Raw genomic sequence first — 22,657 nt, 5'->3', positions numbered from 1 at the left:
CGCGATACGGTGGCACGCCTAGCGGGTACGTGATGGATACGACCCCCGTCCACCGAGCGGTGAGGCAGCATGGGAATCCTCAGTGAGAACCACATGGCGGCGGCCGTCGTGATGCGGCGAGGCCGGGTGTTGCTCGTACGGCGCAGTACGACCGAGCGGTTCCTGCCCGGCGCGTGGGGCGTGCCCTGCGGCAAACTGGAACCAGGAGAGAGCCCGCGGGACGGGGTCCTGCGCGAGCTCAAGGAGGAGACGGGACTGCTGGGCGATGTGGTGCGCAGAGTCGGCACCTCGTCGTTCGTCAGCGAGTACGAGGGGCGCGAGATCAAGAACCACCAGGACAACTACCTGGTCCGCCCGCTGAGCAGCAGGATCTCGCTGCCTCTGCCCGACCAGGCCTACGACTGGTTCGACCCGCGGGAGCTCGAGAGCATGGGCGTGGACGCGTACAACCGCGAGATCGTGCGCCAGGCCGTCGAAGCCACCTGAGAGCCCGTACGGCGAGGCTCACCCGCCGACGAGTTCCCTCAGCGCCTCCAGCTCCGCCAGATACCCCGCCACGTCCAGGGGCGACTTCGCGACCGCTGGCTGGCGGTGCGCCGAGTCCGTGAACACGTCCGTGTGGCGACGCCGCCGCACCCCCGTCTCCAGGAACAGCGTCACGGTCGGCCCCGCCTCCGCCCCCGCCGTAGCCCAGGCTCGATGCAGGGTGTACGCCGCCAGGGCGTAGCCGCTCCCCGTCCGGTACTCGGCGGTCTGTGTGAGCCGCAGCCGGGCCGCGCCCGTTGGCCTCAGCAGCCACTCGCCCTCGGCACCCGGCTCGTCCGACACGGACTCCTCATAGCGCGTCGTGGCCAGGCCGCCGTCGGCCGTCACCTCGTACAACTCCATGGCGAGAGCGCCGCGCACCACATACGAGGCCAGTGCCGAGCGGTGGTTGTGGATGTCCCCAAGCCCCAGAAAGGAGCGCGGCGGCGACGGATGCCAGATGTGGGCGCGCAGCATATGGCGGGGGCTGCCGTCGATCAGCAGGAGCTTGTGGAAGCCCAGGACATGGCGGTACGACAGCCGGGCGCATCCCTCCGGGTCACCGGCCCCCAAGGCCAGCTCGCCCAGTAGCCCCGGGAGGTGGCCCGCCGCGCCCAGTTCGGCGACGACCGCCCGCGCGGCCCGCACGGTCTCCCGCTCGTCCGGACCGTCGCCCAGCACCTGCTCGAGCCTCCGCCGCGCCTCCGCGAACCGCCGCCCCGCCATGCGCCCTCCCTGGTCCCGCCCGAACCCCCGTCCTCCTCGCTCACCCCGCTGGTTCGCCCGGTGTGCCTGGTGCGCCGCCGTCGGGCTGGTACCGGTACAGGGCGTGGGCCCGCAGCGCCGAGACGCCCTGATAGGTCATCCACAGCGGGCGGCGCGGCTCCGCCGCCTCCATCCCGGCCCAGGTCCATATCCCGTCCGTCTGTCCCCGCCACACCGCCGCGGCCGCACCGGCCAGCCGCTCCCGCCACGCCCCCTCCAACCCCTCGGCCAGGGCGAGGTCGCGGGCGGTCTGGGTGAGCAGGGCCCGGAGCACCCAGGCCGCCGTGAAGTGCCGGACGTTCAGCACCTCGTGGTGTCCCGGTGCGTCCGTGCGAGGGCGGCGGATCTCCTCCCGGAGCCTGGTCAGGTCACCGCAGGTGTCGTGCCGTTCGGCGGGACAGGCCAGGAGCCAGCGCACGCCGTCCTCGCGGGCGGCGCGCACCTGGGGGCTCTCGGCGCCGGGCGCGCGGGCCGCGCGGTCCAGTGCCACCACGGCCTGCGCGGTGTGTACGGCGGTGGGCGGGCCGTGCGGCGCGCTCAGCCGGCGGGCCCAGCAGCGGCGGTGCTCGCGCCGTGCGTCGGTGACCGCTCCCTCGACGAGCGCGTCCCGCAGCGCGGGAAGCGCCCCCGCGTCCGGAGCCGCCCGCAGCAGACAGCGCAGCACGCTGGTCATCACATGGGTCGCATCGCGCCCGGCATGGTCCAGTTCGCGGGTGAACCTGGCCGCACAGGCCGCCGCCTCCTGGCCGACCCGCGTCGGGTCCGCGCCCGTCCTGGCCAGCACACCGAGCACCAGCGCGGTCACCTCCGGCCGGGACTCCTCCCCCTGAGAGCGCGCCGACCAGCCGCCGTCGGGCAGCCGCAACCGCCACAGCGTCCGCACCAACTCGCCGGTGGCGAGCCGCCCGTCAGGAACCCCCAGCTCCAGCGCGAGATGCAGCCCGTACGCGGTGCCGACCGCGGTCGGCCGTACCGGCGACTGTCCTGGACGCTGGCCGTCGGCCTCGCCCAGCGAGTGCGGCCAGCCGGTGAGCCGCCCGCAGGACGGGTCGTCGACCACGCTGAGCTTCTCGATCAACGTCTCGTACGCCGCCGAGGCCAGCTCAGGGAAGGGGCCGGGCGGTGGGTGCGACGCCGGGGCGGCCGCCGCGGGGGACGGCGGCGCTCCCGCACCCGGTATGCGCTCCCGCGCCAACGCCCGTACCAGCGCCGCCGACAGCCACGCCGCGACCCCCGTACCCAGGCCACTGACCGCGGCGATCGCATACCGCGCGGAGTCCCCGGTGATCCCCTCCGGCAGGATGCTGAGCAGCGACTGGAACACCGCGTAGGCCGCGGCCGCGCACCCGAAGCCACCCAGCCAGCCGACGAACCGCGCGGGCCGGGTGGCGGGCCGCGCCGGTGGCACGGGGTGCGGGTCCGGAGGGGCGGGGCTGGGGACCGGGTGGTGTCGTGACACGGCGAACTCCCTTCCCCAGGGCGGCCCGTGAGAGGTGCGGACGCCCAGTCTAGTGCCGAGGTGTGACACAGCGTGAGGGGGCGTTCGACGATGCGGACGACCGCGTCCTACGTCATCGGGCCGTGGAACGCCCGCAGCGGCGGATGCTCCGGCCCCGGCCCCAGCGTGGTGGTGCCCGGCGTCGCGCGGTGGCCGAGGCCGGTGCGGTAGGCGTCCAGCGCGGCCTCGGTCCTGCCCGTACGGCGCAGCAGGTCGCCGCGGAGGCGGCACAGGTCCGCGAGGTCCCCCGCGGCTCCGCTGCGCTCCAGCAGGACCAGGGCGCTGTCGTAGTGCCGCTCGGCCGTGGCCAGGTCGCCCCGGTCCTCGGCGATGAGGCCGAGCAGCCGGTGGGCGCCCGCCGTGTGGACCATGCCCCGCTCGTCGGACAGGTCAAGCAGTCGGGCCAGCAGCTCCTGCGCCTCCTCGTGGCGGCCGCGGCGGCGCAGCACATCGGCCAGCTCGACCTCGACCTGCGCGGTGTACAGGGAGGCTCGCCGGGCGGCCAGGGTGCCGTGGGCGACGCGGAGTTCACGCTCGGCGTCCTCCAGGTCGCCGTGCTGGGCGTGCACATAGCCGCGCATCCAGTGGCAGTGCGCGAGTTCGGTGCGCAGCCGCAGCCGCAGCCGCAGCTGCTGGTAGAGCTCCTGCGCCTTGGCGATGGAGGTGTCCGCCTCCGCGATGCGGCCCTCGGCCAGCAGGGTGCGCGCGACACTGCGGTGCATGCCCGCGACCAGTGCCGGGTCGGACACCTGGGGAGCCAGCGCGAGGGCGACCTCCGCGGCATGGGAGGCCCGGATCTGGGCGCCCATGTCCATATACGGGCCGATCGACGCGGCACCGATCCACAGGCGCTGTCCCGCCAGTAGTGCCCGACTAGTTCGGGGTGCTTTTGGGAGTCTGCGGGAGCTGACGCCTCTGAGGCTGTTGACAAGTCTGGACCGGGCAGCTTTCGGCGGGAAGTTCACGAGCGGGTGGATGGGGTCGTCGCGCCGTTGAACTCGACCAGCTCGCATGCGAAGTCGGCGCAGGCGGCCCGCGTGATCTCCTCCATGCGCGTCAGGCACCGAGACGGTCAGCAGACCGTGGCAGGAATCCCCGGGCCTTAGCTCAGGGAGCGGAAGTCAATACGCGCGGGGCCTGAACCGGCCCACCGACGCCTCCTTGATGCGCGTGCTGGACAAACCGTTCAACCTGCCCGGAGCCGAGGCGATGATCGCCGGATTCCACCGGCACGCCGCGATCGCCGCCCCCCTCACCCCGACCACCCGCGTCCTGAGAACACGCGACACCGTACGCGCCGATGTGCCGACGCTGTACGGTGCGACCCGCCTCGACATCCAGTGGTACCTGGACGGCACCAGGCTGCCGGAGCTGGCGGGCCGCACCTCGGTGAAGGTCGCCCAACTGGGCCTGGGCGCGCGGGGCAGGCACACCCCCCTCAAGCTCACCCTCCGGGTCACCGACCGCACCGAGGCGGTACGTGCCCCGAGGATCGTCCAGACCCTCCGCGACGAGGTGACCTGGCGCGTACGCCGCTGAACCGCCGGACAGGCCCTGGTTGATCAGCGGATGATCGGCGCGTAGAGCACACCGAGTTTGTCGATCTCGTCCCCTGAGCGTCCCGCGAAGCCGACGATCCGCAGGCCGGGCGGGGCGCTGAAGGTGACGCGGTCGGTGGTGGGCGCGCCTGCCGCGAGGGTGCGGCCCTGGTCGGTGCCGAAGGACGCGGAGAAGACCCGCGTCCTGCCGTCTTTCTTTCCCCGGCTGAGGGTGACCGAGGTGAGGTGTTCACCGCTGGCCAGGGTGAGGGAGACGGGGGCGCCGCCCGTGCCGCCGTGGCGCAGCACCGTACCGTCGTCGTGCGTCAGCGCCAGCCCGTCGAGGCGGGCTCCGCCGCGCAGCGTCAGGGTGCGGGGCGCCAGGGTCGTGGGCAGCGCGGGGGCGTCGTTGAAGGCCGCGCCGTGGGGGCCGCCGAAGAAGTCACTGGCCCGCAGCCCGCCGTCCGGCAGCGACCAGGTGAAGCCGACCGCGTGCGGGTAGTGGTCGGACAGATGGGTGCCGTCGTCGCGCAGGAAGTCCCGCCAGTCGTTGCGGTAGCTCGTGGCCGTGAGGTGCACCAGGGCGCTGCCCCGGTACAGGACCTTGTCGACGACCTCGCAGTCGTCGGTGGGCGCGGCCTTGTCGCAGACCAGCGCCTCGCTGCCTTCGGCGGGGACGTCTCCGTCGCGGATGAGGTCCACCCAGGGGTCGGCCAGGCCGTTGTCACGTACCAGGGTGCGGATGGTGTCGCCCGCGCGGGTGTAGCGGGTGTTGGTGTCCCCCATGACGATCACCGCGTTTCCGGCGGAGTTGGCCCGGACGAACTCCGACAGCTGCGCGATGTTGGCGCGGCGCGCGGCGAGCGCGGCGTCCGTCACGTCCGCGTTGGTGTGCACGTTGTAGACGTCGACGAAGACGCCTTCGGCGAGCCTGACCCGGCCGAGCGTGAACCCCTTGGGTGTCAGGCAGTCGGCGTTGGTGCAGTCGCGCCAGCGGACCCGCTGGAAGTCCTCGAAGGGATGGTCGGACAGCGTATTGAGGCCGTCACCGAAGACCACGCCGCCGCTGGTGGCGGTGCGGTGCGGGTGGCGGTCGTTGGCGTACAGCGCCGCGTGGTAGTTGAAGTCCTCCTGGACGTTGACGATCGCGTACGGGCCCAGGCGCTGTCCGATCAGCGGGGTGTTGGTCTCCGGGTCGCTGTCGCCGATCCCGGCGGGGAGGCCCGCGATGTTGTACGTGAGGACGTCGAAGTCACCGGACGTGGCGGCTGGCGGCGGCGTGGCGGGAGCGTGCGCGGCGGTGGGCGCGGCGGCGGCCGCACCTGTGAGGCAGGTCAGGACGAGCGCGCCCGTGGCGAGCGCGCTCAGGAGTCGTCTCATGGGGGCTCCGTAAGGGGGGTGGGGGGTTGTGGGCGCTTCATAGTGAGACTCAAGGAGCGGGAGAGCAAGGGGAGTTAGTGGATTGCAGGGCGCGGCACATCAGTCGCCCGCGTCCGGTGCGGAGCGAAAGCGGTTCAGTGGGCCGGGCAGCCGGGAGCCGAGCGGCGACATCCCGCCGTCCGCGCCGTGCCGGGCGAGCAGGTCCAGGACCAGACGGCCCCGCCTGACCCGCTCGCGGGCCGTGGCGAGGGTGTGCTCGCGCAGCTGGGCGCCGTACGGATAGATGCCAGGCGCGCGGCTCAGCCCGAACTTCAGGTACAGCGGCGCCCCGCGCCGGATCAGCTCGGCCGCCTCGTACATCCGGATATAGCCGCCGAGGTCGTCGGGTGCCTCGACGTACAGGTCCATCGGTGCCCGGCTGACGCGGCGGATCTCGGTGAGATGGGCCAGGGTCAGATCGGACGGCACATTGAGGGAGTCGGCGCCGAGGCACTCGTAGACGGCGTACGAGGCCGGGTTGACCGGACCGGACAGCGCCGACAGCTTGAACGTGGTGTCGGCGGGCAGCAGGCCCGCCGCGCGCAGCCGGTGCAGCGTCCACAGCACGCCCTCGTCCGCGACGAGCAGACAGCTCACCCCGAGCGACGCGGCGCGTAGCGCGTCCTCGACACACCCGGCGAGCGCGTCGTGCCCTCGGGCGCGCAGCCCGGCGCCGCCGGAGTCGGTGCGGGTGGCGGCGCCGATGTCCCAGGTGCCACGGGGTCCAGTGAACAGACAGAGCTCGATGTCCCGTTCGGCGCAGGAGTCCACCATGTCGGTGATCTCGCCGTCGGTGAGCATCCAGACGCCGCTGCCCTGGCTGACCCGGTGCACGGGCAGGTCCAGGCGTGCGGACTCCTTGAGGACGACCGCCAGGGCCTCCGGGCCCTCCACCGAGGGGATCTCGGTGCGCCAGGTGCCGCCGTCCGGGAAGGTGTGCGGTGAGGCGTCGGCGGTCTGGACGGCGGGGGTGGGGTGGCCGATACGGGCGAGGGCGTCGGCGCCGGGGCGGCGAGGTGTGGACGGGGCGGTCACAGGACTCCCATGTTCGAAATATCGGTCAGCATTCGGGATAGTGGATACGCGGCGGTACGGAGGGCTGACAGGGGGCAACCGCCGCACCGCCGCACCGCCGTACGGACTGGGGGAGTAGGCCCAGATGAAGGGGGCTGAAGGGGGCTGAAGGGGGCTAGGGGCGCAACAGGACCTTCCCGGTCTTCGGATCGCCGCCGCCGACCAGATCGATCGCCTCCCCGAACCGCTCCAGCGGGAACTCGTGGGTGATCAACGGGGCCGGGTCGAGCAGTCCGGTGCCCAACGCCCGCACCGCGTCCGACCACGCGCGGGACGGGGCACCGAAGACGCTGCGCACCTCCAGCTGACTCACCGACAGATGCACCGGATCGATGCCGTCGGCGCCCGGGGCGAACATCCCCGTGAGCACCACCCGGCCGCCCCTGCGCGCCAGCAGACAGGACGAGGCCGCCGTGGAGGGCGCCCCCGCGGTCTCCACGACCAGGTCGAAGACGCCGTCCAGGACCGCGGCCTCCTCGGGCACCAGGCTCTCACTGGCCCCGAACCGCAGGGCCTGCTCGCCGCGTGCCGTACGGGGATCGACCACGGTCAGCCGGGCGGGCGAGACCGCGGCCAGCAACTGCGTCGCGAGCAGCCCCAGGGTGCCCGCGCCGACCACCGCGATCCGCTCGCCGGGGCGTGGCCGCCCGGTGCGGACCGCGGCGGCGATCACGGCGGCGGGTTCCAGCAGGGCGGCGGCCCGCAGGTCCGCGTCGTCGGCCAGCGGGTGCAACAGCCGGGCGGGCACGGTCAGATGGTCCGCGAACGCGCCCGGTTCGGTGAATCCGGTCTCGGCGTACCCACCCCCGCACAGACTCGTCTCGCCGCACCGGCAGCGCTCACACACCCCACAGGCCCGGAACCCCTCGGCGACCGTCTTCCGGCCGACGAGCGCGGGATCGACGCCCTCGCCCACCGCCCGCACGGTCCCGGACCACTCATGGCCCGGCGTGATCGGGTAGCGCACATAGCTGGCGGCGCGATGGCCGTCGTACACCTCACGGTCGCTCATGCAGATCCCGGCCGCGGCGACCCGCACCAGCACCTCGCCGGGCCCGGGTACCGGCTCGTCCCGGCGTACCAGGCGGTGGCTGCCGGGCCGGTCGACGATCAGCGCGCGGCTCACTTCGGGGCCCGCTGTTCCCAGCCGTCGGCCCACAGGTCGAAGCGGGCCTTCTGCTGCGGGAACTCGGCCGCGGCGTCGACATCCAGCTCGACCCCCAGGCCCGGGGCGTGCGAAACCGTGAAGCAGCCCGTCTCGGGGTCCACCTCGGGCGCTCCGCGCACCACCTTCTTGATCTCCGCGTCCGCGAAATCGTTGAAGTGCTCCAGAACCTTGAAGTTCGGGGTGCAGGCGGCGACTTGCAGCGAGGCGGCGGTGAGCACCGAGCCGCCGACGTTGTGCGGGGCGACGAGCAGGTAGTGCGTCTCGGCGGTCGCCGCCAGTTTGCGGGTCTCCAGAATGCCGCCGATATGCCCCACATCGGGCTGGATGATGTCCGCCGCCTGGGACTCGAAGAGCTCCCGGAACTCGATCCGGTCATGGATACGTTCCCCGGTCGCCACCGGCATGTCGACCTTCCGTGCCACCTTCTCCAGCGCCTTGAGGTTCTCCGGCGGCACCGGCTCCTCCAGCCAGGCGGGCTTGAACGGCGCCAGCTCCCTGGCCAGCCGCACCGCCGTGGCCGGGCTGAACCGGCCGTGCATCTCCAGCATCAGCTCCGTGTCCGGGCCGATCGCGTCCCGTACCGCCTCGATCAGCGAGACCGCGTACCGGCTCTGCTCGGCGTCGAGTTCGAAGTGCCCCGTACCGAACGGGTCGATCTTCAGCGCGCGGTAGCCGCGTGCCACCACCGCCTGGGCCGCCTGATGGTACGCCTCGGGGGTGCGCTCCGTGGTGTACCAGCCGTTGGCGTACGCCGGGACCTGGTCGGTCACCTGGCCGCCGAGCAACTGCCAGACCGGAACCCCGAGCGCCTTGCCCTTGATGTCCCAACAGGCCATCTCGACGACCGCGATGCCGGACATGACGATCTCGCCCGCCCGGCCGTAGTCGCCGTACTTCATCCGCCGCACGAGATCCTCGACCGCGAACGGGTCGGACCCGGCGATGTGGTTCGCCTCGGCCTCGCGGAGATAGCCGATCAGCGCGTCCGTGTGGCCGAGCATGCGGGTCTCGCCGACGCCGGTGAGACCCTCGTCGGTGTGCACGAGCACATAAGTCAGGTTGCGCCAGGGCGTCCCCACGACATGAGTGCTGATTCCCGTGATGCGCACGGCAGTTGCCCCCAGAGTCCGTTCGATATTTCGGCACACGTTCGAAATGTTGGCGTGACCGTAGTCAGGGTCCCGTGGGGGTGTCAATGGGTCGCGCAGCGGATGGCGACGGCACGAGCATTGCCCGCGAACGTGGCTGTGGCTAGCCTATGTTCGTTATATCGGGCGCTGCCCGAAGTCTCGAACGGAGAGGTGGTGGAGGTCATGGGGCGGCTGGTTCCCGCGGTGACCAGGGCACTGGACATACTCGAGCTCTTCCTCGAAGGCGACGGGACGCTCTCCGCGCCCGAGGTCACCCGCAGGCTCCAACTCCCGCGCACCACCGTGCACGAGCTGCTCACCACCCTGGCCGCTCGCTCCTACCTGGTGCCTGTGCCCGAACAGCCCGGCCGCTACCGCCTCGGCGTGCGCACCTACCAACTCGGCAGCCGGTACGCGGAACAGCTCGACCTCGCCGCCGAAGGCCAGCGAGTGGCCCGCGAGGTCGCCGAGACCTGCGACGAGACCGTCCACGTCGCGATCCTGGAGGACACCGACGTCATCTACATCGCCAAGGTGGACTCCACCCACGCGGTGCGGATGGTCTCCGCGGCGGGCCGCAGACTCCCCGCACACTGCACATCGGTCGGCAAGATGCTGCTCGCCGCCCTGCCCGCCGACGAGTTGGACGCCCGCCTGGGGCACAACGAACTCGCCGCGATGACCCCGGCCAGCATCACCGATCCGGACGCGCTGCGCACCGCGCTCGCCGAGATCCGTACCCGCGGCATCGCCGTCGAACACCGCGAGTCCAACCCGGACGTGAGCTGCGTCGCCGCCCCCGTGCGCGACAGCGCGGGCCGGGTGGTGGCCGCCCTGTCCATCTCCGTACCCATGATCCGGTGGAACGAGGAGCGGGAGGGCGAGCTGGCCGAGCTGGCGGCCAAGGGCGCGGGCGACCTCTCCGGGCGGCTTGGCCACCGGGGCGTCAGGTGAGCACCGAGGCCGGGGGTGGGGTAGGGATCGGGATCGGCTCCCGCGTCAGAGTCGAGGTCGCGGTCCGCGAGAGCGCGGCCCTGGGAGAGGGCCCCACCTGGGACCCGGTCACCCAGCGGCTCATCTGGGTGGACGTCCTCGGCTCCCGCGTCCACACCTACGCGCCCGCCACCGGTCACCGCACCATCCTGGCCACCGAACAGCACGTCGGTGCGGCCAAGCCACGAGCGGGCGGCGGCCTGGTCGTCAACCTACGGGACGGCATCGGGCGGTACGACGCCGACGCCCACGCCGATGCCGATGCCGACTGGACGTTCTCCTGGCTGGTCCACGATCCCGTGCCCGGCCGCCGGGGCAACGACGCGGCCGTCGCCCCGGACGGCTCCCTGTGGGCGGGCACCATGCGCTACGACGAGGCCGACGGCGGCGGACACCTCACCCGAATCGCCCCCGACGCCTCCGTCACCACCGTCTTCGACGCCGTCGGCGTCAGCAACGGCACCGGCTGGAGCCCCGACGGCACTCTCCTCTACTACATCGACAGCCTCACTGGCCGCATCGACGTCTGCCGTATGGCAGACGGTGTCCCGGCCGACCGGCGCCCCCTCGCGGCCATCGACCCCGCCGCTGGCACCCCGGACGGCCTCACCGTCGACGCCGACGGCTGCGTCTGGGTCGCGCTCTGGGACGGCGGACACCTGCGCCGGTACACCCCGCGCGGCACCCTGGACCGTACGGTCGAGCTGCCCGTACGCCGCCCGACCGCCTGCGCCTTCGGCGGCGCCGGACTGCGTGACCTCTACATCACCACGGCCCGCACCGGCCTGAGCGACCCGCACCCGCTGTCCGGCTCCGTCCTGGTCCTGCCGGACGTGGGCCAGGGACTGCCGGGCACCCCGTTCGCAGGCTGAGGCTGACTCCGGCCCTGTCACCGCCAGCGCCTACGCTGGCCTGATGCAGGACGAGTACCGCACCGTGGCCCGCGAGGGCGTGCATGAGACCGAGGTCAGCCGCTCACGCTTCCTGTGCGCGCTCGCCCCCGCCGCCACCGAGCAGGAAGCCCAGGAGTTCCTCGCCCGCGTCCGAAAAGAGCACCCCACCGCCAGCCACCACTGCTGGGCGTACGTCATCGGCGCCGACGCCTCCGTACAGAAGGCGAGCGACGACGGCGAACCCGGCGGCACCGCGGGCGCGCCGATGCTCCAGATGCTGCTGCGCCGCGATATGCGGTACGTCGTCGCCGTCGTCACCCGCTACTTCGGTGGCGTCAAACTGGGCGCGGGCGGTCTCATCAGGGCGTACGGAGGCGCGGTGGGCGAAGCCCTGGACACGCTCGGCACGCTCACCAGGCGGCGGTTCCGGCTGGCCACCATCACCGTTGACCACCAGCGCGCGGGCAAGCTGGAGAACGACCTGCGGATGACCGGCCGCGCGGTACGTGACGTGCGCTACGGCGAGGCCGTCACCATCGAGATCGGACTGCCGGACGCGGACGTCGACACCTTCCGCGGCTGGCTCGCCGACGCGACCGCGGGCACGGCGGTCCTGGCCCTGGGCGCGGAGGCGTACGGCGACGCCTGAGAGCCCGTACGTACGCGCGCACGCCGCCGCACCCCCTCGCGCGCTGCGCGCACTCTCCCGTACGGGCAATCCACCCCGGACACCAGTGGCACACTGAGACGCGCGAGAAACGGGGAATCAGGGGCGGAGCTGCGGAGCAGCGGAGCACGGGGAGCAAGGGGAGCGATGCGGGACACGCGTGACACGCAGGACGTGCAGGACACGCGGGCCGGGGTGGGTTCATGAGGTTCCTGCATACCTCTGACTGGCACCTGGGACGGTCCCTGCACCGGGTGAACCTGCTCGACGCGCAGGCCGCCTTCATCGACCACCTCGTGACGACCGCGCGCGAGGAACGGGTCGACGCGGTCGTCGTCGCGGGTGACGTGTACGACAGGGCCGTGCCGCCGCTCACCGCGGTGGAGCTCTTCGACACGGCGCTGCACCGGCTGGCCGACCTCGGCGTCCCCACGGTGATGATCTCCGGGAACCACGACTCGGCGCGCCGCCTCGGCGTCGGCGCCGGACTGATCGGCAAGGCGGGCATCCACCTGCGCACCGAGCCCGCCCGGTGCGGCGAGCCCGTACTCCTCGCGGACGAGCACGGCGACGTGGCCTTCTACGGGCTGCCGTACCTGGAGCCCACCCTGGTCAAGGACACCTTCCAACTGGACAAGGCCGGGCACGAGGCGGTGCTCGGCGCCGCCATGGACCAGGTGCGCGCCGACCTCGCCGGGCGGCCGCACGGCACCAGGTCCGTGGTGCTGGCGCACGCCTTCGTCACCGGAGGCGAGCCGAGCGACAGCGAGCGGGACATCACCGTCGGCGGCGTCGACTCCGTACCCGCCGCGGTCTTCGACGGCGTCGACTACGCGGCACTCGGGCATCTGCACAGCGCCCAGACCGTCTCCGAGCGGGTCCGCTACTCCGGGTCCCCGCTCGCGTACTCCTTCTCCGAAGCGTCGCACCGCAAGAGCATGTGGCTGATCGACCTCGGCCCCGGCGGCGAGGTACACGCCGAACGCGTCGACTGCCCGGTGCCGCGCCCGCTGGCCCGGATCTCCGGCACGCTGGACGCACTGCTCACCGACCCCCGGTGGGACACCGCCACCGACGCCTGGGTGGAGGCCACCCTCACCGACCCGGTGCGCCCGGCCGAGCCCATGGCCAGACTCGCCGAGCGCTTCGCGCACGTACTGAGCCTCGTCTTCGCGCCCGAAAAGACCGCCGACGACCCGGCCGTGTCGTACGCCCAGCGCCTCAAGGGACGCTCCGAGCAACAGATCGCCGAGGACTTCGTGGCCCACGTACGGGGCAGTGCACCCGACCCACACGAACGCACCGTGCTGCGGGGCGCGTTCGACGCCACGCAGGCCCTGGAGGCACAGCGCGAGGTCGCCCGATGAGGCTGCACCGCATGAGCGTCACCGCGTTCGGCCCCTTCGGCGGCAGCCAGCACATCGACTTCGACACCCTGTCCGAAGCCGGGATCTTCCTGCTGCACGGCCCGACCGGCGCGGGCAAGACGTCCGTCCTGGACGCCGTCTGCTACGCGCTGTACGGGTCGGTGCCCGGCACCCGGCAGAGCCAGCCCGGCACCCTGCGCAGCGACCACGCGGCGCCCGACACCCGCACCGAGGTGTGCCTCGAACTGACCGTGGCCGGGCGGCGTTTGGAGGTCACCAGGCAGCCGCCCTGGGAGCGCCCCAAGAAGCGCGGCACCGGCACCACCACCGACAAAGCCCAGTCCTGGCTGCGCGAATACGACGCCCGGCAGGGCACCTGGAAGGCCCTCAGCCGCTCCCACCAGGAGATCGGCGAGGAGATCGGCCAACTACTCGGGATGACCAAGGACCAGTTCTGCCAGGTCGTTCTCCTTCCCCAAGGCGACTTCGCGCGCTTTCTGCGCGCCGACGCCGAGGCCCGCGGAAAGCTGCTCGGCAAGCTCTTCGACACCCGGCGGTTCGCCGCCGTCGAGGATCACCTCGCCGAGCGCAGGCGCTCCACGGAGGCCGAGGTGCGGGCCGGTGACGACCGGCTGCTCGCCACCGCGCATCGGATGCAGCAGGCCGCGGGCAGCGCGGTCGAGGTGCCACTGCCCGACCTGACGCCAGGCGAACCAGGACTCGCGGACACCGTCCTCACCTGGGCGGCGGTAGCCAGAACGGGCGCCCGGGAGCGGCTCGCCGTCGCCCACGCCGCGGCGGCGGCCGCCGAGTCCGCCCACACGGCGGCCTCCCGGGCGTTGGACGACGTACGCGAGACCGACCGGCTCCAGCGCAGGTTCGCCGAGGCCCGCGCGGGCGCGGACCGCCTCGCGGAGCGCGCCGATGAACAACGGGAGTGGCAGCGACGGCTGGACCGCGGCCGCAAGGCCGAGGCCGTCACCCCCGCACTCGCCCTGCGTACCGCCACCGAGACCGAACACCGCCGCGCCCGCACCGACGAGTCCCGGACCAGAGCCGCCCTGCCCGAGCCCTACGCCGACGCCGGAGCGACGGGCCTGGCCACGGCCGCCAGGCGCGCACTAGAGGAGCTGGGCGGACTGGAATCCGCCCGCCGCGCCGAGCACCGGCTCGCGGAACTCACCACGGAACGCGCCGACATCGAGCGTGAGCAGCGGGTCGACGACGACGCGCTCCAGGAGGCCGCGGGCTGGCTCGAGGACTGGGACACCACCCGCGCCACGCTCAAGGAGCGCGTCGAGGACGCCCAGGACGCCGCCACCCGCGCCGAACACCTCGCGGGCCAGCTGGAACCCGCCCAGGCCCGCTGGGAAGCCGCCCGCAGCCGGGACGAGTTGACCGGCCAGGCCGCCGAGGCCCGCGACCTAGCCGTCGCCGCCCGGGAGCGCGCCTCCGCCGCGCACGAGCACTGGCTCACCCTCAAGGAACAGCGGCTGCGGGGCATCGCCGCCGAACTCGCCGAAGGCCTCACCGACGGTGAGCCCTGCGGGGTGTGCGGCGCCACCGAACACCCGGCGCCCGCCCGCAAGGTCGTGGGCCATGTCGACCGCCCGGCGGAGGAGGCCGCGCTCGCCGCCTACCAACGCGCCGACGAGCAGCGCGCCACGGCCGAGCAGGCCCTGGGCGACGTACGGGAATCCCTGGCCGCGGCCAACGCGGCGGCAGGCGACACGCCGACACCGGAACTCGCTGCCACCGCTGAGGCGTTGAACCGCGAGTACACCGAGGCGCGGGAGAGCGCGACCGGGCTGCACGCCGCCCGCGAGGCTCTCGCCCACGCCGAGGCCGAACACGACCGCAGGCGCGCCGCCCAGCAGCAGGCCGCGACCCGCACCGCCTCACGCGCCGCCCTGCGGGACGCCCTGGACAAGGAACAGGCAACGCTGGAGGCGGAGTTGCGCCAGGCGCGCGGCACCGCGGAAAGCGTCGCCACGCGCGCCGCTCACCTGGAGCGGCAGGCCGCCCAGCTCACCGAGGCAGCCGAAGCCGTACGCGCCGCCGACGACACCGCGAGGCGCCTCAAGGACGCCGACGCCCGGCTCGCCGACGCCGCCTTCCGCGCCGGGTTCCGCACCCCCGACGACGCGGCCGCCGCCGCACTCGACGACGCCCAGCACCGCGAGCTCCAACACCGCCTCGACGCACGGCAGCAGCAGGAGGCCGCCGTACGCGCCGTACTCGCCGAACCGGACACGTCCGCCGCCGCCCAACTCCCGCGCGCCGACCCCGAGGCGGCCCGGCACACCGCCGACGCCACCGAACGCCGCCTGCGTGAAGCGGACCTGACACGCGACGCGGCAGCCACCCGCTGCGCCGAACTCGACCGCCTCTCCGCCCATGCCATAGCCGAAGCGCACCAACTCGCCCCCCTCCGCGCCCAGTACGACCGGGTCGCCCGGCTCGCCGCCCTCACGGCGGGGACCTCGGCGGACAACGAACGCAAGATGCGCCTGGAGTCCTACGTACTCGCCGCCCGCCTGGAACAGGTCGCGGCGGCCGCGACGGTACGGCTGGCGCGTATGTCGTCCGGGCGCTACACCCTGGTGCACTCCGACGACCGCACGGGCCGCGGCCGCTCGGGCCTCGGCCTGCACGTGGTCGACGCCTGGACCGGCCGCGAGCGCGACACCGCGACCCTCTCCGGCGGCGAGACCTTCTTCGCCTCACTCGCCCTGGCCCTGGGTCTCGCCGACGTCGTCACCGACGAAGCGGGCGGTGTACGCCTGGACACACTCTTCATCGACGAGGGCTTCGGCAGTCTGGACGACCAGACTCTCGACGAGGTCCTCGACGTCCTGGACACCCTCCGCGAACGCGACCGCAGCGTAGGCATCGTCAGCCACGTAGCGGACCTACGCCGCCGCATCCACGCCCAACTCGAAGTCGTCAAGGGGCGGGGCGGTTCGGCCGTACGTCAGCGGGGGACGGACTTGTAGCGGACCGTCGCCCCTGCGTCCGGCGTACGAACACGGCATGGGCAAGGGTGATGTTCGAAGTCAGCGGGTGGGCTTCGATCTGGGTCACGATGTACGACGTGCCGCGTTGCCGTCGTCGTCGTTGTCACCGTGGCGACGTCGTTGTTGAGCTTGAACGGCTCACCCCGCGTCGCGCGCCCGTACTGCCAGCGCGAGGCCTCGAACAGCATCCCGATGCCGATCCGGCGCAGACCGCTACCGGTAGCAGGGCTTCCTGTCAGTGGCCAGTTCAGATTCCCCGCCCGCGGCCAGTTAGGCGGGGAGCTATCTGGCCGCGGTTGTCGCAACGTGGAGTCATCGACGACCGGCCTTGGGTGCGGGGTTGTCGTGGCGGGCGCGGCGGGCTCCGATCAGCAGTAGGGCGCACGCGAGCGCGAGGAGCGGCCAGGGCGTGGACGGGAGGACTACGGCGTCGACGACGGTCCAGGCCCCCAGTGTCCAGGCGATGAACGCCGGCGGGGTGATGCCGCGGCGGTCCAGCCACAACACTGTCAGGCCGACCAGGATGAGCGGTGGGCCGAAACTCGCCAGGCTCAGCCAGTACGCGCTGCCCGCCGGGCTCATGTCGGCAAGGTCCTCGCTCCACAGTCCGCCGCTGAACCATGTCCCGGCGTGGCGCGCGGCTTCTACCACCGTCAGGGCAAGGAATGTGTGTGCGGTGCCGAATAGCGTGATGATCCAGCCAGCCCACTTGATCATCCGACTTCTCCGTTCGTGAGGCGAAGCGACATGGCGCGACTTCATCGCGATTGCCGCTGCGCAGCGGGATCCGGTGATCTCTGAGATCTTGGTTCCGATACTGCAGTTTCGAAACTCTAGTTCCGTATAGTGCAGGCATGACCGTGAGAAGGCAACGGGGCGGTCGCCCCCGAGACAGCCGCGTGGATAACAAGATCCTCCAGGCCACGCGCGAGCTGATCGACGAAATCGGCTACCCGGCACTGACCATCGATCAGGTCGCGGCGCGCGCCGGGGTGGGCAAGGCGGCGATCTACCGCCGCTACGCATCCAAAGCCGAGACGGCGTTCGCTGCCACCATGCACGACCAGCAGTTGCCGCCACTGGCCGACACCGGTTCGCTGCACGGGGACCTGCTGGCGCTGGTCCGCGCGTTCCACTCCCGCATGGCCACCCCGGCGGCCCATCAGCTCGCACCGGCCCTGATCAGCGAGATCGCTGTCAATCCCGGACTGGACGCGCGGTTCCAGGACACCTTCCTGGCCGCCGAACAGGCCATCTTCGCCGACATCATCGAACAGGCCGTGGCCCGCGGCGAACTGGCCGGGACCGTCGACCCCGCGATGGCCCACCTACTACTGCTCGGCAGCCTGGCATCTGCCCTGTACATCATCAACCTGCCCGTCGACGACGCCATGATCACCGACCTCGCCACTGCGGCCACGGCAGGAATCACCGCATTGGCCGACCGGCACCACAGCGACGTCGGCAGAGCTGTCGAGCCGCACTGACAAGGCCGATTCTCCTGGTTGAGTGGCTGTTCAAGACTCCATTCCCAGAATGTGAGACCCCCTCTGCCGCCCCAACCGGGGCTGGTGCACCTCGCTGCCGGGGAAATGAACTGACCGAGGTGCATCAAGGAGCCTCTGCCGGGTGTTCATTCCAAATCGGCTGCTCCGGTCCGGACTTTGATACGGATCACGACGTCCAACAGGTCACGCCTGCCAGCGTTACGCGGAGATCCGCTCGGACCGTCCCGCCGTCCCGCCGTCCCGTCTCACGAGACGGCGACCCTGCAGGTAAGCGCGTGGGGCGTCCCGAGGTGACGTCATTTCTGCGGCAATTGTGGCGACCGCTGCCTGTGGCCCAGCAGTCTTGTCGGCGAGCTGGCCGGTGCGGTCGGCTCCGCTCATACGACCGAGAAACCGAAGAGGGGAAACAGATGCGATCCTTGACAAGGTCACTGGTCAGCGTCGTCGCCGCCGCCGGTATCGCCGCCGGGAGCCTGGCGGCCGCGGGCACCAGCTTCGCGGCGCCCGCGCAGGGCACGAAGGCGGTGGCGAACTCGGAGGCCGTCGCCCCGCTCGCGGTCAACAACCTCGGCCTGACCAAGGCGGAAGCCAAGAGGGTCCAGGACTGGCTGAAGAAGCACCACGGCTACACCGGTGCGAGGGACGGGCTGCTGGGCACCAACAGCTGGAAGGCGTTCCAGCGCGGCCTCAAGAAGCACTGGGGATACAACGACGCGATCGACGGGATCGTCGGACCCAACACGATCAAGGCGCTCCAGCGCCTGCTGAAGTACGGCGGCTGGGACTACACCGGTCCGATCGACGGGATCGCCGGATCGGGAACCAAGGCCGCGTTCAAGCGGTTCGCCAACGGTAACCCCAACTGACACTGAATGACCGCACGAACATGCTGCGGCCCGTCCTCCGCCTCGACGAGGGAGAGGGCGGGCCGGGCGCCCGTACCAGCTTGACGTCTCACCTCGCTGATCACTCGACCTGCTGAGCTCTCCGGGATCTGGCGCCACGTGCCCCGGCCGTTCTCTGCGACTCGAGGGGTGCGCCAGCGTGCGGTCGACGAATGACGCGCCCGTGCGAGCCGTGGATTCCGAGCGGCGGGCCCCTGTGGGTCAGTTCCTGGGATCCGTCAGCCAGTCCAGGAGCGTGGAGACGGCGCCGCTCACACTCCTGCCGACCCCGCCGAACGTCTCCTGGATGCTGTCCAGTACCGCGTCTATTCCACGCGCGAAGGGCGAGACGCCGAACTCAGACTCGCCAGGATCGACGGCCTGCCTCGGAGCGCACTCTTGTCCGCACATGTTCCCCCTCCGCGGAGGTGGTTACCGGCCGGACCGACGCATTCCGTGCCCGACTGTGAGTGCCCCCGTGGGTGCGCCAATGTAGCGACACGCCCGCGGTCTCCCGTCGAAGATCACCTCATCCCGTACCAGAACGTGACCGTGGGTTCGGTTTTTTCGACTGGAAACCGTCACTGCCGCGCTGCTGGACCACTAGTTGGCCAACCTCCGGAGCCTGGGGGAGGCCGTGCCGACATCAAGCGACGTCACCCCGCCGGAGAATCCAGGAGAATCCCGCGGTCGCCGTAGTGCTGCACCTTGGCGCCATCGCGGCCGGGGCCGGAACGCTGAGCGCGCTCGTCGGCACGCGCCCGCGCGTCCCGGCTGCCGAGTGCCAGGTGAGATGACGCGCTCAGGTCGCGGTATGTGCTGAGAGCGTCGCGGACTGTGGCCGAATCTGGAAGGTCTGGTCCAGGTGCGGGGCCGGTGGGATCATGGAGCTGAAACCCTCTGACAGAGGAGTGAGCATGACTGCCGTCAGGGAAAGCATTGAGATCGACTGCCCTCCTGAGCAGGTCTTCGCGTACGTCACCGACGCCTCCCATCTGCCCGAGTGGCAGGAGAGCGCGGTGGAGGCGCACCGGATCGGCGACGCCCCGGTCTCTCCGGGCTCCAGGGCTGAGGTGACGCGCCGAATCGGCCGTCGCGAGATGCCGATGAAGCTGGAGTACGCCGAGGTGGACGCACCGCGGAGCTGGTTCGTCCGTGGTGTCGAGGGCCCCGTCAGGCCACAGGTCCACGGCACGGTCGAGCCGCTCGACGAGGGCAGGCGTTCACGGTTGACGCTTGATATCGACTTCGAGGGCCATGGGATGGGCAAGATGCTCGTGCCGCTGGTCGTCCGTCCGCACATGCGCAAGGAGGTCCCCCGAAACGAGCGCAAGTTGAAGGACCTGCTGGAGCAGCGCGCGGCATAGCCGTCACCGGCCGAAAGGTCGCCCGGAGAGTGGTGAGGAGTAGACCACGCTCGTGGTGACCGACCCCAGGGTGCCGATCTTTCCGGAGACCTCCTCCAGGTGTCCCATGGAGCGCACCGCGACCTTGATCACGAAGCAGTCGTCGCCGGTCACATGGTGTGCCTCCAGGATCTCCGGCGTCACGTCCAGCAGATCGTGGAACGGCTTGTAGTTGGCGGTCGGGTAGCGCAGGCGGACGAACGCCAGGATCGGCAGCCCCAGCCGCTCTGGCGCGACCATCGCCGCGTACCCCCGGATCACCCCGGCGTCCTCCAGGCGGCGTACCCGCTCGGTCACGGCGCTCGGCGACATCGCGACAGCGCGGGCGAGTTCGGCGAAGCTGGCCCGCCCGTCGCGCTGGAGGACTTCGAGGATGCGCCAGTCAGTGGCGTCCGGGGAATACGCGGTCATGCCCGAGAGGCAACAGGGGATTCCCCGGCAGATCAAGACCAAGGCAGGGAATCGTGCCTTCACTGTGATGATCACTGGCCATAGATTTATGCCCATGACCACGACACACCAGACCGCAGCCCATGCCGCGACCACCCAGCCCGCGACGACCGTACGGAACTCCGTGCTTCGCGTTCCGCCAGCCGCCCCCGCCGCGGCCGCCGCCTACTTCAGCGCCTCACTCGCGTTCCACGCGGACGTGTCGGATGTCGCCTCCGCGCTCGCGGCGGGCGGTGACCCCGGCTTCGTCGTACTGGACTCACGCTCCACCGAGTCCTGGGACCAGGGCCACGTCCCCGGCGCCCTCCACCTGCCCACCGCCCTGATCCCGGAACAGGCCGAGGACCTGCTCGACAAGTCCGTCCCGGTCGTCACCTACTGCTGGGGCCCCGGCTGCAACGGCGCCACCCGCGCCGCACTCGCACTCGCCCAACTCGGCTACCAGGTCAAGGAGATGCTCGGCGGCTTCGAGTACTGGGCCAGGGAAGGCTTCCCGTACGAGACCTGGGAGGGCGAGGACCGCCGCCCCGCCGACCCCCTGACGGCCCCGGTCACCGGAGACGACTGCGGCTGCTGAACCACAGTCGCCCCCGACGACCGCGTGCGTGCCCAGCCCGACCTGATCCGCCGCCCTCAGAGTTTGGAGAGTTCGTCCACCAAGTCGTCCAGGCCCAGCGAGCCCTGGGAAAGCGCGGCCATATGCCAGGCCTTCGGGTCGAAAGCGTCACCGTGGGCCCGGCGCGCGTTCTCCCGGCCGAGCAGCCAGGCACGCTCGCCCAGCTTGTATCCGATGGCCTGGCCGGGCACCGACAGGTAGCGGGTCAGCTCGCTCTCCACGAAGTCCGCGGGACGGCCGCTGTGCTTGCCGAAGAATTCCTGTGCCAGTTCGGGGGTCCAGCGCTCGCCAGGGTGGAAGGGCGAGTCGGCCGGGATCTCCAGATGGAGGTGCATGCCGATATCCACGATCACGCGCGTGGCGCGCATCATCTGCGCGTCCAGGTAGCCGAGTCGGCGCTCGGCGTCCGTGAGGAAGCCGAGTTCGTCCATCAGCCGCTCCGCGTAGAGCGCCCAGCCCTCGGCGTTGGCGCTGACCATGCCCACCGACGCCTGGTAGCGGGACAGGTTCTCGGCGACGTGCGTCCATTGGGCCAGCTGCAGATGGTGGCCCGGTACGCCCTCGTGGTACCAGGTGGAGACCAGGTCGTATACCGGGAAGCGGGTCTCGCCCATCGTCGGCAGCCAGGTGCGCCCCGGCCGCGAGAAGTCCTCTGACGGGGCGGTGTAGTACGGGGCCGCCGCACCGCCCGGCGGGGCGATGCGGGACTCCACCTTCCGTACCCGCTCGGCGAGTTCGAAGTGGGTGCCGTCCAACGCGTCGATCGCCTCGTCTATCAGACCCTGGAGCCAGTCCCGGACTTCGTTCTCCCCCTCGATGTGCGTGCCATGTGTGTCGAGGTGGGCGAGCGCCGCCCAGGGCGTGTCCGCGCCGGGCAGCACCTTCTCGGCCTCCGTCCGCATCTCGCCGAGGATGCGGTGGTACTCGGACCAGCCGTACGCGTACGCCTCGTCCAGGTCCAGGTCCGTGCCGTTGAAGTAGCGGGACCAGACCCGGTAGCGGTCCCGGCCCACGGTGTCGGGGGCGTCCGCGACGGCGGGCGCGTAGACGTCGCGCATCCAGTCCCGCAGTGCCGCTACGGCGCGGGTGGCCTCGGCCGCCGCGGCTGCCAGCTCGCCACGCAGCGCCTCGGGGGCGGCCGAGGCGAAGTCGTCGAACCAGCCGTGCGGCGCTGCCTCGCCGCCCGTCCACTCGGTGAGCTGGCCGATGAACGTGGCGGTCGCTCGCGGACCGCCGTACCGCTTACGCTCCAGGCCGAGCGCGAGCGACTCGCGGTAGCCCTCGAACGCGGCGGGCACGGCGCGCAGCCGCTCGGCGATGGCCGCCCAGTCCTCGTCGGTCTCGGCCGGCGTCAGCGTTAACGCCTCCCGCACCTCGTGCACCGGCGACATGATGTTGCTGACGACACTGAGGTGCTCCTCCGCCTCGTACAGCGCCAGCTGCGCGGACAGTCGTTCACGCAGCAGCCGGGCACACCGGCGCTCGTGGTCACTGTCCGCGCCGGGCGCGCCTTCGGCCGTGGTCAGCCGGTCCAGCGTCTTCCGGGTCAGCTCCGCGAGGGCCTGGTGGCCCGCGGGGGAGAGGTCAGGCAGGCGGGACGAACTCTCCGGCACACCCAGATAGGTGCCGGTGATCGGGTTGAGGACGATCAGGTCGTCGACGTAGGCGTCGGCGACCTGGCGGGGCAGCTGGCTGAGCGTCATGTCAGGCATAGCGACATCCTCGTACGCCGGCGCCGC

The 22,657-nt window shown here is 71.6% G+C and carries 20 protein-coding genes and 2 pseudogenes; 11 read left to right on the top strand and 11 right to left on the bottom strand.

All coding sequences use genetic code 11. The features are described 5' to 3' along the window. The first annotated feature begins 69 nt into the window (after positions 1–69). A complete protein-coding gene (locus GCN81_RS09795; RefSeq protein WP_156723742.1) occupies positions 70–486 on the top strand; it encodes an NUDIX hydrolase in 417 nt (138 codons plus the stop codon). A gap of 18 nt (positions 487–504) precedes the next feature. Here GCN81_RS09795 and GCN81_RS09790 read toward each other — a convergent pair whose 3' ends face one another. From GCN81_RS09790 to GCN81_RS32280, 4 genes and pseudogenes are all read right to left on the bottom strand, one after another. Then, positions 505–1,251, bottom strand: a complete 747-nt coding sequence (locus GCN81_RS09790) for a hypothetical protein (protein ID WP_156723741.1) — start codon at positions 1,249–1,251, stop codon at positions 505–507. Between the two features lie 40 nt (positions 1,252–1,291). Continuing rightward, complete coding sequence (locus GCN81_RS32285; protein ID WP_231626577.1) at positions 1,292–2,749, bottom strand: hypothetical protein; 1,458 nt, start codon at positions 2,747–2,749, stop codon at positions 1,292–1,294. A 107-nt stretch (positions 2,750–2,856) separates the two neighbouring features. Further along, positions 2,857–3,624, bottom strand: a pseudogene (locus GCN81_RS09780) (tetratricopeptide repeat protein); the annotation flags it as partial. 57 nt (positions 3,625–3,681) lie between these two features. Next, positions 3,682–3,848 (bottom strand): annotated as a pseudogene (locus tag GCN81_RS32280) (transposase); the annotation flags it as partial. Between the two features lie 104 nt (positions 3,849–3,952). On the opposite strand from GCN81_RS32280, the gene GCN81_RS09775 reads away from it, so the two are divergent. Continuing rightward, positions 3,953–4,327, top strand: a complete 375-nt coding sequence (locus tag GCN81_RS09775; RefSeq protein WP_156723739.1) for a hypothetical protein — start codon at positions 3,953–3,955, stop codon at positions 4,325–4,327. 23 nt (positions 4,328–4,350) lie between these two features. Here GCN81_RS09775 and GCN81_RS09770 read toward each other — a convergent pair whose 3' ends face one another. The 4 genes from GCN81_RS09770 to GCN81_RS09755 all read right to left on the bottom strand — a co-directional run bounded on the left by GCN81_RS09770 (position 4,351) and on the right by GCN81_RS09755 (position 9,096). Next, entirely contained in the window at positions 4,351–5,706 is a 1,356-nt protein-coding gene (locus tag GCN81_RS09770; protein WP_156723737.1) for a jacalin-like lectin, read from the bottom strand. Positions 5,707–5,805: 99 nt separating this feature from the next. Continuing rightward, the gene (locus tag GCN81_RS09765) at positions 5,806–6,780 is read right to left on the bottom strand and encodes a hypothetical protein (protein WP_156723735.1); all 975 of its coding nucleotides are present in this window, start codon (positions 6,778–6,780) and stop codon (positions 5,806–5,808) included. Between the two features lie 154 nt (positions 6,781–6,934). Continuing rightward, positions 6,935–7,945 (bottom strand): zinc-dependent alcohol dehydrogenase, encoded by a 1,011-nt coding sequence (locus GCN81_RS09760; protein WP_156723733.1) that lies wholly within the window; start codon positions 7,943–7,945, stop codon positions 6,935–6,937. Further along, a complete protein-coding gene (locus tag GCN81_RS09755; protein ID WP_156723732.1) occupies positions 7,942–9,096 on the bottom strand; it encodes a mandelate racemase/muconate lactonizing enzyme family protein in 1,155 nt (384 codons plus the stop codon). The genes GCN81_RS09760 and GCN81_RS09755 overlap by 4 nt, the downstream gene beginning before the upstream one ends. Positions 9,097–9,300: 204 nt before the next feature. Here GCN81_RS09755 and GCN81_RS09750 point away from each other — a divergent pair, with 204 nt between their 5' ends. The 5 genes from GCN81_RS09750 to GCN81_RS09730 all read left to right on the top strand — a co-directional run bounded on the left by GCN81_RS09750 (position 9,301) and on the right by GCN81_RS09730 (position 16,033). Further along, the gene (locus tag GCN81_RS09750) at positions 9,301–10,071 is read left to right on the top strand and encodes an IclR family transcriptional regulator (protein WP_156723730.1); all 771 of its coding nucleotides are present in this window, start codon (positions 9,301–9,303) and stop codon (positions 10,069–10,071) included. After that, positions 10,068–10,982 carry an SMP-30/gluconolactonase/LRE family protein gene (locus GCN81_RS09745; RefSeq protein WP_231626575.1) on the top strand — a complete coding sequence of 305 codons (915 nt, stop codon included), beginning with the start codon at positions 10,068–10,070 and terminating at the stop codon, positions 10,980–10,982. The genes GCN81_RS09750 and GCN81_RS09745 overlap by 4 nt, the downstream gene beginning before the upstream one ends. Before the next feature lie 43 nt (positions 10,983–11,025). After that, positions 11,026–11,652: a YigZ family protein gene (locus GCN81_RS09740; protein ID WP_156723728.1), complete on the top strand. Its 627-nt coding sequence runs from the start codon at positions 11,026–11,028 to the stop codon at positions 11,650–11,652. A gap of 221 nt (positions 11,653–11,873) precedes the next feature. Beyond that, a complete protein-coding gene (locus GCN81_RS09735; RefSeq protein ID WP_156723726.1) occupies positions 11,874–13,037 on the top strand; it encodes an exonuclease SbcCD subunit D in 1,164 nt (387 codons plus the stop codon). After that, entirely contained in the window at positions 13,034–16,033 is a 3,000-nt protein-coding gene (locus GCN81_RS09730) for an AAA family ATPase (RefSeq protein WP_156723724.1), read from the top strand. Before GCN81_RS09735 ends, GCN81_RS09730 begins: the two co-directional genes overlap by 4 nt. 333 nt (positions 16,034–16,366) lie before the next feature. Here the strand turns inward: GCN81_RS09730 and GCN81_RS09725 are convergent, their stop codons facing one another. After that, on the bottom strand, positions 16,367–16,771 hold the full coding sequence (locus GCN81_RS09725; protein WP_156723722.1) for a DUF6463 family protein: 405 nt from the start codon (positions 16,769–16,771) through the stop codon (positions 16,367–16,369). 182 nt (positions 16,772–16,953) lie between these two features. Between GCN81_RS09725 and GCN81_RS09720 the strand changes: the two genes are divergently transcribed. The 3 genes from GCN81_RS09720 (at position 16,954) to GCN81_RS09710 (ending at position 19,813) form a co-directional block, all read left to right on the top strand. Further along, entirely contained in the window at positions 16,954–17,541 is a 588-nt protein-coding gene (locus GCN81_RS09720) for a TetR/AcrR family transcriptional regulator (protein WP_156723720.1), read from the top strand. Between the two features lie 431 nt (positions 17,542–17,972). Then, entirely contained in the window at positions 17,973–18,428 is a 456-nt protein-coding gene (locus GCN81_RS09715; RefSeq protein ID WP_156723718.1) for a peptidoglycan-binding domain-containing protein, read from the top strand. 935 nt (positions 18,429–19,363) lie between these two features. Then, entirely contained in the window at positions 19,364–19,813 is a 450-nt protein-coding gene (locus tag GCN81_RS09710) for an SRPBCC family protein (RefSeq protein WP_156723716.1), read from the top strand. Positions 19,814–19,816: 3 nt separating this feature from the next. Here the strand turns inward: GCN81_RS09710 and GCN81_RS09705 are convergent, their stop codons facing one another. Further along, positions 19,817–20,263, bottom strand: coding sequence for an Lrp/AsnC family transcriptional regulator (locus tag GCN81_RS09705; protein WP_156723714.1), 447 nt, complete (start codon positions 20,261–20,263; stop codon positions 19,817–19,819). Positions 20,264–20,357: 94 nt separating this feature from the next. On the opposite strand from GCN81_RS09705, the gene GCN81_RS09700 reads away from it, so the two are divergent. Then, positions 20,358–20,879: a rhodanese-like domain-containing protein gene (locus GCN81_RS09700; protein WP_231626572.1), complete on the top strand. Its 522-nt coding sequence runs from the start codon at positions 20,358–20,360 to the stop codon at positions 20,877–20,879. Positions 20,880–20,935: 56 nt separating this feature from the next. Here GCN81_RS09700 and GCN81_RS09695 read toward each other — a convergent pair whose 3' ends face one another. Further along, a complete protein-coding gene (locus GCN81_RS09695; protein WP_156723712.1) occupies positions 20,936–22,630 on the bottom strand; it encodes a DUF885 domain-containing protein in 1,695 nt (564 codons plus the stop codon). Between the last annotated feature and the right edge of the window lie 27 nt (positions 22,631–22,657).

The organism is Streptomyces apocyni, assembly GCF_009739465.1.
Lineage (GTDB): Bacteria > Actinomycetota > Actinomycetes > Streptomycetales > Streptomycetaceae > Streptomyces > Streptomyces apocyni.
Note: the sequence above shows the minus strand (reverse complement) of the source record. Positions and strands in the feature narration are given on the sequence as shown.

Bases quoted from the DNA above. Each gene is read 5' to 3' on its own strand.
- GCN81_RS09715 (WP_156723718.1), top strand. From the start codon at position 17,973: ATGCGATCCTTGACAAGGTCACTGGTCAGCGTCGTCGCCGCCGCCGGT.
- GCN81_RS09770 (WP_156723737.1), bottom strand. From the start codon at position 5,706: ATGAGACGACTCCTGAGCGCGCTCGCCACGGGCGCGCTCGTCCTGACC.
- GCN81_RS09775 (WP_156723739.1), top strand. From the start codon at position 3,953: ATGCGCGTGCTGGACAAACCGTTCAACCTGCCCGGAGCCGAGGCGATG.
- GCN81_RS09695 (WP_156723712.1), bottom strand. From the start codon at position 22,630: ATGCCTGACATGACGCTCAGCCAGCTGCCCCGCCAGGTCGCCGACGCC.
- GCN81_RS09710 (WP_156723716.1), top strand. From the start codon at position 19,364: ATGACTGCCGTCAGGGAAAGCATTGAGATCGACTGCCCTCCTGAGCAG.
- GCN81_RS09795 (WP_156723742.1), top strand. From the start codon at position 70: ATGGGAATCCTCAGTGAGAACCACATGGCGGCGGCCGTCGTGATGCGG.
- GCN81_RS09735 (WP_156723726.1), top strand. From the start codon at position 11,874: ATGAGGTTCCTGCATACCTCTGACTGGCACCTGGGACGGTCCCTGCAC.
- GCN81_RS09740 (WP_156723728.1), top strand. From the start codon at position 11,026: ATGCAGGACGAGTACCGCACCGTGGCCCGCGAGGGCGTGCATGAGACC.
- GCN81_RS09700 (WP_231626572.1), top strand. From the start codon at position 20,358: ATGACCACGACACACCAGACCGCAGCCCATGCCGCGACCACCCAGCCC.
- GCN81_RS09750 (WP_156723730.1), top strand. From the start codon at position 9,301: ATGGGGCGGCTGGTTCCCGCGGTGACCAGGGCACTGGACATACTCGAG.
- GCN81_RS09705 (WP_156723714.1), bottom strand. From the start codon at position 20,263: ATGACCGCGTATTCCCCGGACGCCACTGACTGGCGCATCCTCGAAGTC.
- GCN81_RS09725 (WP_156723722.1), bottom strand. From the start codon at position 16,771: ATGATCAAGTGGGCTGGCTGGATCATCACGCTATTCGGCACCGCACAC.
- GCN81_RS09790 (WP_156723741.1), bottom strand. From the start codon at position 1,251: ATGGCGGGGCGGCGGTTCGCGGAGGCGCGGCGGAGGCTCGAGCAGGTG.
- GCN81_RS09730 (WP_156723724.1), top strand. From the start codon at position 13,034: ATGAGGCTGCACCGCATGAGCGTCACCGCGTTCGGCCCCTTCGGCGGC.